Raw genomic sequence first — 14421 nt, 5'->3', positions numbered from 1 at the left:
ATGCATTCACTGCATACTTAAATCACATTAGACGCAGTTGGTGTTACAGGATTGATTAAAGATAAACGGAATGCGGGAGATTAGAACGTTCAAGTATCTTAATTTTATTCTTAAGATTCGCTTAAGGTTTTCTGCAGTTGCACAATTTCCTGGTGGCTTCACGATGTATTGTCTGATGTGCAGAACGGCCGAATGAAAGTACGCAATTCGAATGTCAGGCCAAACGTAGATAGTGGTTCTTTAGCCTCCAACAGGAACTGGACAATTCACACTACGGACAATCAGAAAGGAAAGCCCTCTCCCGCAGGCGGGGCGAAGGCTGGGTGTCGCAAACCATTGGTTTTCGCTGCCGTAGCCGGTTCGGCTTGCAAGCCGAAGCGTGGGGCGCGGAGCGGGGGAAGGGGTGAGGGATGAGGGGGATTGTCAAGACCGCGGTGAGAGGGCCTGGCGGTCCCCCTCACCCCCAACCCTCGCTGCGCGCCCCACGACTTGGCTTGCAAGCCAAGTCGGCTACGGGAGAAGGAAGTTAAAATCTCAGCGCCAAATTTTAACAATGTTAAAAAATGGAAGATTTCCTTGATCAAACATTTTAATAATTCGATCTAATTAATCACCAGAGCTGAAGGTTTGTATTAAACATTTTTTAACCAATACTTATTCACCCGCCTTCATACCGACTTTTAATTTTCCCTCCACCGCAGTTCCCTTGAAGAAATCCGGGTTCGCCTCGGTGTACAGCTTGTACGGATTTTCAAACACATACGCCTTGAAATCCGCCTCGCTGAGGATCCCCTCCTCCACCAGTCCATACGCCTCGGCCAGCGCATCTGTCAGATCCGGCACATCCCAGTGTCCGACATCGGAGGAGTAAATCGCATTGATCTTGACGCCGAGAGGATTGGCCTTGTCATTGAAGGCGGTAGCGATCGTACGGTCGTCCGATTCGGAACCGAAGAAGAAGTTGTCGACCCAGCGCGCCTTGATGTCTTCCGGCCTTTCAATGCCTGCCGCCGCAAAATCCTCAAGTTCACTGCCCTGAGGCTGGCGGGCCGAACGGGTATAACGCTCGCCGAGCGTATCGCGAATCAGGTCTTCGCCCTCGATCGAACGGCCCTTGGTCAGGTCGGCGCCGTAGCGGGCGAACAGATCGGTCAGCAGCGCCCGGTCGGTGGCGGCGGGATCGTAATTCTTCAGACCTTCGAGACTGCGCTTTTCCCAGCGATCGACCAGATGGGTGAATACCCGCGCACCCCAGTCAGCCCCGCCCTCCAGCATGCCGACACGCAGCTTGGGGAAGCGGCGGGTGACCCCGCCGAAGAACAGCGACTTGGCAAAAGCTTCCGAACCGTCGGCGAAGTGGCCGATATGGTTGTTCATGTAATTGCTGATGGAACTGCGCCCGGTCCAGCCCTGGCTACCGTAGTGGGTGAGAATGGGCACGCCGAGCTCGACCGCCTTGGCCCAGAAGGGATCGTAGTCGTATTCGCTGTCGAGACCGTAGAAGTCCTGGTAGGAAATGTATTTCTGCAGTTCCGGGTATTTGTCGGCGGGATATTTCTCCGCAAGAGCCCGGATCGGCCGGCGCACGCTGCCGGCGATATTGATGGCCTTGAGGCCCAGCGTCTTGACGGAAAACTCAAGCTCGGCGATGCCCTCTTCCGGCGTGTGCAGCGGCACGCCGGCCACTGGCGTCAGGCGGTCGCTGAATTTGCGGTAGAGATCGGCATGGTAATGATTGACGGCGCGCTGCAGCGCGGTGCGGTCATCCTTGTCGCGTACGCCCAGCGGCGCCAGCACATTGTTCGGGAACAGCACCGAGTAGTCCGAGCCTTGCTCTTCCTGGCGCTCGTACAGCAGTTCCGGCAAATGGTAAGTGGCGACATCGAGCGTGTTTTTCGTCACGCGCGCCCACCACGGCGCACGGATGGTGCGGTAGTACTGACGCTCTTCCGGCGTCTGCTCGTACCAGTTCTTGCCGTTGCCGACGCCGCCGCGTTCGATGCGCGATGCGGATGCCTTGCGCAGCGCATCAACCAGTTTCACGCCGCCATAGTTGGCGACATAGTCTTCGAGGTCGGGCGTGTAGTCGTTGGTATGGACATCGGTATCGATGACGGGGAAATCGAGTTTCTGCTTGACGGCGACCGAGGGCGAAGCCTGGATGCGGCTGAGACGATCATTCACTGTGGTTCTCCAATGGATGTTGAGGACAGTCTGCAGAGTGGCGACGCATCGTCCGCCTGCAGAGCCTCTACCTCATTGCAGCATCCATGCCATTGAAAAACCCTTGATCGCCGTGGAAAACGCCACTGCGCTGCTGCGCTTTCAACCGTGCGATGCGAAAGACCAAGCAGGCTGGTTGAATTCGCAGCAGCATCGTCGCTCAGTCTTCAGCGGGCTGCATCGCCGCGCCGGTACTCGGCGGTGAGTTCGTCCAGCCGCTGCTTGAGCGATGCATCGAGCTGCACGTCGGCCGCCTTGAGCGTTTCATTCAGCTGATCCGGCCGGCTGGCACCGATGATGGCGGACGTGATCACGGGATTGGCCAGCACCCATGCGACCGATGCCGTAGTCAGCGAAAGACCGGATGCGGATACGGCTTCGTTGAGCGCTTCCACCGTGGCAAACTGCCGCTCATGCCAGTAGCGGTCCTGGTAACGATCGGCGGCAGTGCCCAGCGTGAAGCGGGTGCCTGCAGTCGGACCGGTGCCGTACTTGTGCTTGCCTGTCAGCAGGCCTCCCGCCAGCGGGTTGTATGGAATCACGCCGAGACGGTCTTCCTGCGCCAGAGGAAGCAGTTCGCGCTCGATTTCGCGGAACAGCAGGCTGTAGCGCGGCTGTATCGATACCACCCTGGTGAGGTTGCGCGCTTCTGCACGGCCCAGCAGGCGGGCGATGCGATAGGCGAGGAAATTGGAGACGCCGACGTAGCGGGCCTTGCCCGAACGCACGATGGTATCGAGCGCTTCTAGTGTTTCATCGAGCGGCGTATTCGGATCGTCGGAGTGCAGCTGATAGAGGTCGACGTAATCGGTACCAAGACGGTGCAGGGAGGCGTCGATGGCATCGAGCAGATGCTTGCGCGACGCGCCCTGGTCCCAGGCCGAGGGCCCCATCTTGCCGACCGCCTTGGTGGCAAGGATGAAACGGTTGCGCCTGCCCTTGAGCCAGCGGCCGACGATTTCTTCGGTGCGCCCCGCCGTGCCGGTATCTCCGCCGAGCGGATATACGTCGGCGGTATCGATGAAATTCACGCCGCCTTCCGCGGCCCGGTCGAGAATGGCGTTCGAGGTCGTCTCGTCCGATTGCAGTCCGAAGGTCATCGTGCCGAGGCAGAGGCGAGACACTGTCAGGCCGGTGCCGCCGAGTCTTGTGGTTTGCATGTGCTGTCCTTTTCTGTATTGGATTGAAGGCTGCAAAACTGAATGCTTATCCGATGATATTGAAGAGTTCGCCATCCAGCGGCTGCGAACGGAAACCGTCGGGCCCGACCGGCAGATCGCCCGCACGGTGATGCGGCGCACCACGCGAGGCAGGTCGAAGTGCGCATAATCAATCGGCCCCGCATGCGCAGTCGCCTGGTTGTCCCACATGGCGATCGCATTCGGCGTCCAGCGGAAACGCACCGTGTATTCCGGACGGCTCACTTCTTCGAACAGCAAGTCTAGCAGCGCTTGGCTTTCCCGTTCTTTCAGCCCAACGATATGGCTGGTCGTGCCGGGATTGACGAACAGTACTTTCTCGCCGGTATCGGGATGGACGCGCACCAGCGGATGCAGGGCCACGAAGGGGCCGGCCCTGCGGCCATCCTGCCGGATGCGTCCCGGCTCGCCGCTGTCGTAGCTTCCGGTGCGGTGCACCGCCTGCAGGCCGTCGATCAGATTCCTTATCTGCGGCGACAACCCTTCATAAGCCAGCGCGAGATTGCTCCACAGCGTGTCGCCTCCATAGGCCGGGATTTCGACGCCTCTCAGGATCGAATACTTGTTGGGATTGGCGACGAAGATAATGTCGATATGCCAGCCCTTGTAGTCGCGCGGCGGCCGCGCGCTCGGAATGGTGAGATCGCCGCGATGGCGCGTCTTGTACTCGGCCGCCTTGCGCTCCCAGATTTCCGGATGCCCGGCAAGTCCTTTCGCGATGGGATGCGCCGGTGTCAGGGGACCGAACAGGCGACCGAAGGCCAGCTGCTGTTCGTCGCTGATGTCCTGGTCGCGGAAGAACAGCACTTTCCATTTGTGCAATTCCGCGCGCAGGGCGGCGACGGTTTCGCCATCGAGCGTTTCACGCAGATCGGTGCCGTACACTTCGGCGCCGATCACCGGCGTGACCGGGCGTACGTCGAGCCTGACGCGGGTGGATGCTGTGAACATGATTTCTCCTTGTCTGAAAATGGTGATGGCGTTCTTGTAATCGGTGATGCTTCTCGCGGGGCTTATTGAGAGGCGTCCTTCCAGCGAAGGAGGAGCCATGCGCGCGTGCTGTTCCGGGGGCACGCGCGCATGACGGGAAGCTAACGTGGATCGACCGTTATTTCGGTTCGAACCCTTCGCGGTTGGGCATGCGGACCTTGGGCAGCGAAGCGGCATCGAGCACGGTGTCCGCGGCGACGATGCCGTTGAGATGCAGCAGGTAAGCCGACACCGCATAGACGTCTTCGCTGGAAAGGGATTGCGGTTCCCCGAATGGCATTGCACGCCGGATGTAATCGAACAGCGTGGTCGCATAGGGCCAATAGCTGCCGATGGTCTTGACTGGCTTGGCCGTCGCGAGCGTGCCTTTGCCGCCGGCAAGGGCATCGCCGATACCGCCCTCTCCGGCTGCGCCATGGCAGGCCGCGCATTTTGCCTGGTAGACGGTCTTGCCTTCGACGACACTTCCCCGCCCGGCAGGCAAGCCGGTGCCGTCGGCGGAGACATCGATATCCCAATGGCGCAATTGCTCAGATGAAATCGGCGTGCCGAGACCGAGCGGCGAGGCCGATGCCGCCGGAGACAGGCAAGCGATAAGCGCGAAGGCGCATGCCGGCAAGGACAGCCGGCGTCTGGTGTCTTGCCTATGCATTGCTCAGCTCCCCGGACGGGTCGACCTTCCAGCTCTGGATGCCGTTGTAGTGATAGGTGCTGTTGACGCCTCGCCGGGCGACCAGCTGCTCCCGCGTCGGCTGCACCTCGCCGGTTTCATCGACTGCCCTGCTCTGCAGGCGCGCCGGCCCGCCGTCCCATTGCCAGCCGATGCGGAAGCGGGTCAGCGCCCGGTTCAGCGGATCGCCGTCCAGCCTTGCGCGCTGCCAGCTTCTGCCGCCGTCGGTGGAAACGTCGACCTGCCTGATCCGCCCGCGGCCCGACCACGCGATGCCGCTGATTTCGTAAAAGCCGGCGCCGCGCAAGCGGTAGCCGGGCGAAGGCTGCAGGATCACGGATTTGGTCTCCATGACGAAAGTGAACTGATCGGCGCGCCCGTCGGGCATCAGGTCGGTGTACTTGGAAGTTTCCTCGCGCGTCATGAACGGCTCCCTGCCGAGCTTCAGCCTGCGCAGCCACTTGATGCTCATGTTGCCCTCGAAGCCCGGCAGGAACAGGCGCAGCGGATATCCGTTCTCCGGCCTCAGGCGCTCACCGTTCTGTGCATACACGATCAGCGCATCGTCGAGCGCCTTGCGGATGGGAATGCTGCGCGACATCGCCGCCCCGTCCGCGCCTTCGGCGAGTATCCATTTTGCTTCCCTGTCATAGCCGACCTCGTCGAGCAGCGTCGACAGCGGCACGCCCGTCCATTCGCAGCAGGACAGCAGGCCGTGGGTGACCTGCACTGGCTGGCCGGACGGACCGTTCCACTCGCGCCCGGTGTTGCCGGAGCATTCCAAAAAGTGAATGCGGCTGACCGACGGAAAGCGAAGCAGATCATCCATCGTGAAAACCCGCGGCGACTTCACCAGGCCGTGCAGCGCAAGGCGATGCGCATCGGGATCGATCAATGGAATGCCTGCATGGTGTCGTTCGAACACCAGGCCGTTGGGCGTGATGGTTCCGTACAGCTTGTGCAATGGGGCGAGCGAGGAAGCGGCGCCCGGCGTCGCAGCCTTCAATGTCACGGAGCGCCGTACGACATCGCGTTCATGGCTCGACGGCTGCCCGTAGGGATGCCAAAGCACGGGTTCGCCTTGCCTGAGGCTCCAGGGCGCGATATCGAGTGCCGGCGCCGGGTCGGCGTCCACCCTTGCAGGCGATGCCAGCGCCTGCGAAGAGGCTGCGCCGAGCAGGCCGGCAGCCATGCCCTTGAGCGCTCGCCGCCGGCCGGCATGCGCCTGCGTCGGGGTCTGGGTCAGGCCGGCATCTGCGCGTGCCGCACCGGCGTCAGGCCGCTGCTGCACTTGCAGCCTCCCGGCGCAATGCGAACTGGTTCTGCGGTCGCGTCAGGCCAAGATTCTCGCGCAGCGTCCGCCCTTCGTATTCGGTGCGGAAAATGCCGCGCTGCTGCAATTCCGGAATCACCAGTTCAACGAAGTCGTCAAGCGATGCCGGCAGCACCGGCGGCATGACATTGAAGCCGTCCGCGCCTTCGTTGCGGAACCAGGCCTCGATCTCGTCTGCCACCTTCTGCGGCGTGCCCACCACCACGCGATGCCCGCGCGCGCCGGCGAGGCGCTGGTAGAGCTGGCGAAGCGTCAGTTTTTCGCGCTGCGCCAGTTCGGTCACCAGCGCAAGGCGGCTGGTGTTGCCGTTGGTGCTGTCCGCAAACGGCGGCGGCGGACCGTCGAGGTCATATTGCAACAGGTCGACGCCGGGGAAGAAGCGCTGCAGGATGCCGCGCCCGACGGAAGGATGGATCAAGTCCTGCAGTTCGCGGTACTTGGCATCCGCCTCTTCCTGCGTGCGGCCCACCACGGGCGAGATTCCCGGCATGATTTTCAGCTCGTCCGGATGGCGGCCATACTTCGCCATGCGGCCCTTGACGTCGCGGTAAAAGGCCTGGGCCTCGTCCAACGTCTGCCATGCGGTGAAGATGACTTCCGCGGTCCTTGCCGCGAGCTCCCGCCCGGCATCCGATGCGCCGGCCTGCACGATGACCGGATAGCCCTGAGGAGGGCGCGAAATATTGAGCGGCCCGGCGACGGAAAAATGCTTGCCTTTGTGATTGAGCGCATGCAGCTTGTACGGATCGCTGTAGACGCCGCTTTCCTTGTCGCGCAGGAAGGCATCATCTTCGAAACTGTCCCACAAACCCTTGGCGACATCGATGAATTCCTCGGCGCGCTCGTAGCGCAACGGATGCGCAGGATGTTCTTCCTTGCCGAAATTGCCGGCCGCGTTTTCATTTCCCGTGGTGACGACGTTCCATGCGGCGCGGCCCTTGGAGATATGATCGAGCGAGGCGAACTTGCGTGCCAGCAGGTAGGGCTCTTCATAGGTGGTCGAGGCGGTCGCGACGAAACCGATGTGCGTCGTGGTCGCCGCAAGCGCGGAGAACAGGGTCACCGGTTCGAAATGCGCGATGCGTCCATAGCGGCTGCGCGATTCGTCGTCGCCGTGCTGCTGGATGCCGACGCTGTCGGCCAGGAAGACCATGTCGAACTTGCCCTTCTCGGCGGTGCGTGCGACCTGCTGGTAGTGATCGATATTGATTCCCGAGTCGGCTTGCGAGCCGGGATGCCGCCATGCGGCGATGTGGTGGCCGGTCGCCTGGATGAAGGCGCCGAGTTTGAGCTGGCGTTGCGTCATGATCGAGTTCTCACAGTCTCTGTGCGATGGAAGGAAGGACAGCCCCACGGCTGCATCCCGTATCGCTTCGCAAATCCTGTGCCATCGGGAATATGTGGAATCCGCCCAGGCGCCTGCAGAAGCGCCAGCAAATTTGCTGCCGAAGCAACAGCGGTCCACACAACGTGTTCAAAACCAAGCAGGTGCGGCGAGCCAGGACACCGGTATGCCTTAGCAGACCGCAGCTTGCGCTGGTATGGACCTTGCACCGGGATGGTCGTGCCGGACACTAATTCATCAACCCGCATTGCAGGATATCGACATGCAGAACGAAAGAACACCACGATCCGAATTGCGCCAATCGCATCGCCGGGGAGGCCATGCAGCATGACTTCACTCATCCGCAGACAACTGATCAAGGGTATCGCGTCCCTGCCGCTGTCGGGCATCGCACTGCCTGGGCTTGTGCAGGCGCAGGCGCCGCAGGTCATCCGCTTCGGCGTGTCGAACGCAGGCGTGGGCAATCCGCCGCGCATCAGCACCAGCACCCTGGCCATTGCGCAGTCGCAGCGCGTGGTGGAAGAGGAATTCAAGAAAGACGGCATCCGCGTTGAATGGATTTTCTTCAAGGGGGAAGGCCCTGCCGTCAATGAAGCGCTGTCGAACAACCAGCTCGACTTCGCAACCCAGGGCGGCTTGCCTGCCATCGTGGGCAGATCGGTCGGCCTGGACACGCGTGCCGTGTTCATCTCGAGCAGCCGTGCCAATACATTTTTGCTGGCCGGGCGCGATTCCACCATCAAGTCCGTTGCCGATCTGCGCGGCAAGCGCATCGCCTTCCACAAGGGCACGGCCACGCAGCTGGCGGTCAACCGCATCCTCAGCCTGCATGGCTTGTCCGAACGCGATGTGCGGGTGATGAATCTCGATCCCGCCGCCAGCCAGGCGGCGTTGCAGGCCGGCGACCTCGACGCCATCTTCGGCGCCATCACCATTCTCCGCCTGCGGGAAGCCGGCGCGGCGAAACTCGTCTTTACGACACGCGACGCTGCGGTCGCGACTTCGCCGTCTCAGGTGGTCGCCAATCAGGCATTCGCCAGCCGCCATCCAGAACTGACACAGCGCACGGTGAAGGCGCTGGTCCGCGCCGCGCAATGGGTGTCCGATGAAAGGAACCGGGAAGACGTGTTTGCGACATGGAGCAAGGGCGGCAGCATCACTGCGGACATGTACCGCGAGGAGTATGACGGCGTGCCGCTGGCGGAACGGCTGTCGCCGGTATTCGACCCGTTTGTCGTCGCACGCATGCGCCAGTCGGTGGAGGATGCGCACAAGTTCAAGCTGATACGCAAGCCCTTCGATATTCATGCCTGGATCGATACGCGCTATCTGGACGCGTCACTCAAGGAACTGGGCCTGGACAAGCACTGGCCCCGCTTCGATGCTTCCGGCAAGCGCATCGGCCATGCTGCCATTGCCTGAATGCTGCGCGGCTTGCGATGTCTCGGCATCGCAAGCCGCAGCTCTTGAAAAGTGCTGCGGTGCTGCAGCGCTACAGTGCGATGGAGATGTGACGGAACTGACCGCTCTCGGCAGGCGTGCTGCTCTCGGCGCCGCCGTCCGTGCCGCCGATCAGGCCGAAGCGCTTGAGATGGGTGCGCAAGATATTGCGGCTGATGCCGAGCACCTTCGCCGTCTGCACCTGGTTCTGATGGCACCATGCATAAGCCGTGCGGATCAACGCCTCTTCCACGGTATCGAACAGAACGGGCTCCCCGGCTTCGATGAATTCATTGAACAGGCTCTCGAGCCGCTGGCGCAATGCCGGCGCCGGCTGCACTTCCTCCGCCCGGGACGCCGGCACAGCATGCAGATGCCGCTGCTGTTGCTCTGGCGGCAGCTGCAGCGGCTGCGAATATTGCGAAGGCACTGAAGCCGGGCGGCTGCGATGCAGCGTGCCGACCATGCGCAGATCTTCGGAGCGTATGCTCCCGTCGCGGCAGACGATCAACGCATAATGGATGACGTTCTCCAGCTCGCGGATATTGCCCGGCCATTCGTAGGCAAGCAGCGCCGCCTCGGCGTCAGGCCCAAGATCGACATTCTCGAGCTTGAGCTTGGCGCTGTAGAGTCCGATGAAATGGCGGGCCAGCGGCAGGATGTCGCCAGGCCGCTCGCACAGCGGCGGCAGGTTGACCGTGGCGACACTGAGACGGTAGAACAGATCGGACCGGAAACGCTCGGCAGCGACGGCCTTGTGCAGGTCGACGTTGGTGGCGGCGACCAGCCGCACATCCAGCGGTATCGGCCGGCGCGAACCGAGGCGCACCACCTGGCGCTCCTGCAGCACCCGCAGCAGCTTGACCTGCAGGGCCATCGACAGGTCGCCGATCTCGTCGAGGAACAGCGTGCCGCCGTTGGCGGCTTCGAACCAGCCTGAACGTGCCTGCGTTGCTCCGGTAAATGCGCCGGTCTCATGACCGAACAGTTCGGCATCGATCAGCGATTCGCTGAATGCGCCGCAGTTGACGGCAATGAACGGTCCCTTGCGTTCGCTCTGCGAGTGGATATGGCGGGCGATCAGTTCCTTGCCGGTGCCGGTTTCGCCGATCACCAGCACGGTGGCATCGCTGCGCGCAATGCGCTCGACCTGCTCGAGCAATGCGGACGAGCGCGGGTCATGAAACAGGAGAGCCTTGGCGCGGATCGACAACGCCATGCCGAAGGAATCAGGGAATGTCAGGAGTTTGTTCACAATGCCGTCTTAAAATGGAATCCGAAGTCGTGTTTCAGACTATCGGTTGAACAAGCTGCTGAAAACGAATGATTTCAGAAAACCATATTTAATTTTCTGATAACGAGGCGTCATCCCGCCGAGTCCTTTGCTGCTTTGAATACACCCGTAAATGTAGTGTTCAAACTCCATGCTGTCTGAACCAGTCCAGCATGCGCTGCCAGCCATCCTGTGCAGCTTCTTTCCGGTAGGATGGCCGGTAATCTGCATAGAACGCATGCGGCGCATCGGGATAGACATGAATCGACGACGGACTGCCGGCTTGCGCCAGCGCATCGCGCATCTGCTCGACCGTGTCCAGCGGAATGCCCTGGTCCTGGCCTCCGTAGAGGCCCAGCACCGGCGCCTTCAGCTGCGTGGCTAGCTGGACCGGATGCTGCGGCGCCAGGGCGCTTGCATCGCCGACCAGCTTGCCGTACCAGGCGACGCCCGCCTTGAGCTTCGGCTGATGGGCCGCATACAGCCATGTAATGCGGCCGCCCCAGCAGAAGCCGGTCACGCCCGCGCGATTCACGTCGCCTCCGTGGTCCTGCGCCCATGCAAGGCTGGCATCGAGATCGGACATGACCTGCCGGTCCGGCACCGTGACCACGATCTTGCGAATTTCGTCGATGCTTTCCATTCCGGACACATCGCCCTGCCGTACATACAGGTCCGGTGCGACCGCGAGATAGCCGAGCTTGGCAAAGCGGCGGACGACATCCTTGATGTGTTCATGGACACCGAAGATTTCCTGCACCACCAGTACGACCGGATGCGGACCCGCCCCCGATGGCGCGGCCCAGTAGCCGGGAATCGTCCGGTCGGCGGCCGCTATCTGGATGTCTCCAGCCTGAAGGCCGGCGGTATCCGTCGTGATCAGCGTAGCCTGGACCGGCGGAGTTGCGGTGGCAAATGCGGTGGGAGTGGAATTGCTCATGACTTTCCTTTTCGCTGCATTGCTGCGCCGCCTTTCATGGCGGCACGAAAGAATATGGCCGCGGCATGCGATAGCCGCGGCCATGCCAGCCGTCGTGCGCGACGGCGCTATCTCAGGTTCAGTTCCAGCGGCCGCTCTGCCCGCCTATGCTGTATCTGCCGGCGCCAAGGAAAGCGACGGCAAGCGCAGAGGCCAGGAACATTCCCTGCAATTCCAGGGCCCAGCCGCCGGTCTTGTTCAGGCTGCCCAGATCCCCCATGTGCGCCAGCACGACGGCAAACACCATGTTGACGGCAATGATCAGCGCCGCCGGCCTGGTCATGAGTCCAACCAGCACCAGAAGCGGTGCAATCACTTCCCCGACGTAGACGAGGTAGGTGAATGCCGGCGGCAGGCCGATCTTGGTGACCATGCCTTCGATGCCGGTGACACCGTTCATGATCTTGGACACGCCATGCAAAAGAATGAGCAATGCGAGCGTCACTCGCAGAATGAGTTTTCCGAAGTCTTCGGATACGTTTCCTGACTGGTAACGATGCATGGCAGCTCCTTTGATTCATGTTGTTATTGGCGGAAAGATATGCGCTACGCCGAGTACCGCGCTGCCCTTGCCGAAAGGCACGCTGTTCGCGGGAGGCAGAGCTTGCGTGCGAACCTCGCCGGCGGACCTCCATGCAGCACCCGGCGGTTCAAGGCGGCTCTGCGCGCATGATAACTCCGAATGCTTGTTGAGGTGCAATCACGCCATTGATGCAACTCCAAGCTCCTTGCATTGCGCCGGCCGGCAGGCCCTCTCCACGAATGAAACATGATATACGACGGTCTCCCCCGCCATATCGCCGGCCGCGTCCGCAGTCCTTCGGCAACGATGGCACGCAGTCCTTCGGCAACGATGGCAGGCCGTTGTTCACATTGACCAGGAGCGATCATGAGTACAGCAAAAAACGTGGCTGTCATCGTCGGCAGCCTTCGGAAGGATTCGATCAACCGCAAGCTGGCGCAGGCATTGCAGAAAATGGCGCCGGCCTCGCTGACCCTGAATATCGTGGAGATCGGCAACTTGCCGCTGTACAACCAGGATAACGACGCCAACCCGCCGCAGGCGGCCCGCGATTTCAAGACGCAGATCCAAAATGCCGATGCGGTGCTTTTCGTTACGCCTGAATACAACCGCTCGGTGCCGGGCGTGCTCAAGAATGCGATCGATACCGCCTCCCGCCCCTACGGACAGAGCGCCTGGGACGGCAAGCCCGGAGCGGTCATCAGCGTATCGCCGGGCGCCATCGGCGGTTTCGGCGCCAACCACCACCTGCGCCAGTCGCTGGTCTTTCTGAATGTGCCGGTGATGCAGCAGCCGGAAGCCTATATCGGCAACGCGGGCAACCTGGTGGATGAGAGCGGCAATATCGCCAGCGACTCGACGCGCGACTTCATGCAGAAATTCCTGCAGTCCTTCGAGCGATGGGTGGAGCGCAATATCGGCAAGTAGCCGCCAAGCGTGCGACGGCTATGTTCGGAAATAGGCCTTCGCTAAAGGCAGCAGAATGACGGCCCAGGTCATGCCGGCGAGCACAAGCGAAAGAAAGACGGCGGCGCTTCCGATGTCCTTGGCCACCTTCGACAGCGGATGCCGTTCCAGGGAAATCCGGTCGACCACGGTCTCGATGGCGGAGTTGAGCAGTTCGACGATCAGCAGCAGCATCACGACTGCCACCAGGGCAAGCCGGTGCAGGGCTGGAAGCGGCAGGAAAGGCGCGATCAGCATGCCCGGAACGACGATCATCACCTCCTGGCGGAAGGCGTGTTCATTGCGCCAGGCGGCCTGAAAACCCTGCATCGAATAGGAGTAGGCCGACAGGATGCGCCTGAAGCCGCTCTTGCTCTTGAATTCGCTGAATTGTGATTCGTTTTCCGACATTGCCATGATTGCATCCCGATTCCGCCTAGATCGCTTGCCGGCATGCATTGCGCCGGCAGCGTCCGAAGCGTACACGCAAATCGGATGGCAGTCGACAAGCTTGCCATTACGTATCGGACCGTATGGTTTCCGCCTCGGCGGGTACAACTGCGTTTGATGACGCGCTATGAAGATAATCCAAATGTAAGAAAGCACCTTTTTCGTTTTTTCACGATGTGATATAACATGCTTATTGCAACGCACCAACCATATTATGAAAAACGATCAGGCACCTGAAAACAGTCAGACATCGATCCAGGTGATCGAACGCATGATTTCACTGCTGGATGCGCTCGCGCAATATCCTGATCCGGTGAGTCTGAAGGAGCTGTCCACCATGACCGGCCTGCATCCTTCCACCGCTCACCGCATCCTCAACGATCTGGTCGTCAAGCGTTTCGTCGACCGCGCCGAAGCCGGCTCCTACCGGCTGGGCATGCGCCTGCTGGAGCTGGGCAATATCGTCAAGAGCCGGCTCAATGTGCGCGAAGCATCGCTGGAGTACATGCGGGCGCTGCACCGGCGCACGCAGCAGACGATCAACCTGTCGGTCCGGCAGGGCGATGAGATCGTCTACATCGACCGCTCATTCTCGGAACGCTCCGGCATGCAGGTGGTGCGCGCCATTGGCGGCCGCGCGCCGCTGCACCTGACTTCCACCGGCAAGCTTTTCCTGTCGGTCGACGATCCGAAACAGGTACGCGCCTATGCTACCCGCACCGGCCTGGCGGGTCACAACAAGAATTCCATCACCGACCTCGCCAAGCTCGAACGCGAGCTCAGCCTGGTACGCGCGCGCGGCTATGCGCGCGACAATGAGGAATTGGAACTGGGCGTGCGCTGCATGGCCGCCGGCATCTACGACGATTCCGGCAAGCTGATCGCCGGCCTGTCGATTTCCGCACCGGCGGACCGCCTGCAGGATGAATGGGTGGAAGATCTGGTCAGCACGGCCGGAGAGATTTCCTCCGTGCTCGGGCATGTGCCGCAGGGCGCGGCAGCCTGAGATGGAAAATCGCAGTTCCGGGCGCAAAAGGCGGGGACGCGGGTA

General features: G+C 61.4%; 12 protein-coding genes and 1 pseudogene. 3 read left to right on the top strand and 10 right to left on the bottom strand.

The window, feature by feature from the left end:
- Positions 1–654: 654 nt before the first annotated feature.
- From IGW03_RS29235 to IGW03_RS29210, 6 genes and pseudogenes are all read right to left on the bottom strand, one after another.
- Positions 655–2184 carry an amidohydrolase family protein gene (locus IGW03_RS29235; RefSeq protein ID WP_194726019.1) on the bottom strand — a complete coding sequence of 510 codons (1530 nt, stop codon included), beginning with the start codon at positions 2182–2184 and terminating at the stop codon, positions 655–657.
- Positions 2185–2390: 206 nt separating this feature from the next.
- Complete coding sequence (locus IGW03_RS29230; protein WP_194726018.1) at positions 2391–3383, bottom strand: aldo/keto reductase; 993 nt, start codon at positions 3381–3383, stop codon at positions 2391–2393.
- A gap of 189 nt (positions 3384–3572) precedes the next feature.
- Positions 3573–4373, bottom strand: a pseudogene (locus IGW03_RS29225) (TauD/TfdA dioxygenase family protein); the annotation flags it as partial.
- Positions 4374–4530: 157 nt separating this feature from the next.
- Complete coding sequence (locus tag IGW03_RS29220; RefSeq protein ID WP_194726017.1) at positions 4531–5064, bottom strand: c-type cytochrome; 534 nt, start codon at positions 5062–5064, stop codon at positions 4531–4533.
- On the bottom strand, positions 5057–6274 hold the full coding sequence (soxC, locus tag IGW03_RS29215) for a sulfite dehydrogenase (RefSeq protein ID WP_194726036.1): 1218 nt from the start codon (positions 6272–6274) through the stop codon (positions 5057–5059). The genes IGW03_RS29220 and soxC overlap by 8 nt, the downstream gene beginning before the upstream one ends.
- A gap of 82 nt (positions 6275–6356) precedes the next feature.
- On the bottom strand, positions 6357–7721 hold the full coding sequence (locus tag IGW03_RS29210; RefSeq protein WP_194726016.1) for an LLM class flavin-dependent oxidoreductase: 1365 nt from the start codon (positions 7719–7721) through the stop codon (positions 6357–6359).
- Positions 7722–8087: 366 nt separating this feature from the next.
- Between IGW03_RS29210 and IGW03_RS29205 the strand changes: the two genes are divergently transcribed.
- Entirely contained in the window at positions 8088–9182 is a 1095-nt protein-coding gene (locus IGW03_RS29205; protein ID WP_194726015.1) for an aliphatic sulfonate ABC transporter substrate-binding protein, read from the top strand.
- Between the two features lie 70 nt (positions 9183–9252).
- Here the strand turns inward: IGW03_RS29205 and IGW03_RS29200 are convergent, their stop codons facing one another.
- From IGW03_RS29200 to IGW03_RS29190, 3 genes are all read right to left on the bottom strand, one after another.
- On the bottom strand, positions 9253–10455 hold the full coding sequence (locus tag IGW03_RS29200) for a sigma-54 interaction domain-containing protein (protein WP_323745041.1): 1203 nt from the start codon (positions 10453–10455) through the stop codon (positions 9253–9255).
- Between the two features lie 160 nt (positions 10456–10615).
- Entirely contained in the window at positions 10616–11413 is a 798-nt protein-coding gene (locus IGW03_RS29195; protein WP_228536172.1) for a dienelactone hydrolase family protein, read from the bottom strand.
- 118 nt (positions 11414–11531) lie between these two features.
- Complete coding sequence (locus IGW03_RS29190) at positions 11532–11954, bottom strand: DoxX family protein (RefSeq protein WP_194726013.1); 423 nt, start codon at positions 11952–11954, stop codon at positions 11532–11534.
- Positions 11955–12341: 387 nt separating this feature from the next.
- Here IGW03_RS29190 and IGW03_RS29185 point away from each other — a divergent pair, with 387 nt between their 5' ends.
- Positions 12342–12902, top strand: coding sequence for an NADPH-dependent FMN reductase (locus IGW03_RS29185; RefSeq protein WP_194726012.1), 561 nt, complete (start codon positions 12342–12344; stop codon positions 12900–12902).
- 18 nt (positions 12903–12920) lie between these two features.
- Here the strand turns inward: IGW03_RS29185 and IGW03_RS29180 are convergent, their stop codons facing one another.
- On the bottom strand, positions 12921–13331 hold the full coding sequence (locus IGW03_RS29180; protein ID WP_194726034.1) for a diacylglycerol kinase: 411 nt from the start codon (positions 13329–13331) through the stop codon (positions 12921–12923).
- 253 nt (positions 13332–13584) lie between these two features.
- Between IGW03_RS29180 and IGW03_RS29175 the strand changes: the two genes are divergently transcribed.
- A complete protein-coding gene (locus IGW03_RS29175) occupies positions 13585–14376 on the top strand; it encodes an IclR family transcriptional regulator (protein WP_194726011.1) in 792 nt (263 codons plus the stop codon).
- Positions 14377–14421 lie beyond the last annotated feature (45 nt).

This window comes from Noviherbaspirillum malthae, from assembly GCF_015352985.1.
Classification (GTDB): domain Bacteria; phylum Pseudomonadota; class Gammaproteobacteria; order Burkholderiales; family Burkholderiaceae_D; genus Noviherbaspirillum; species Noviherbaspirillum malthae.
This window is presented reverse-complemented; position numbering and strand designations above follow the sequence as displayed.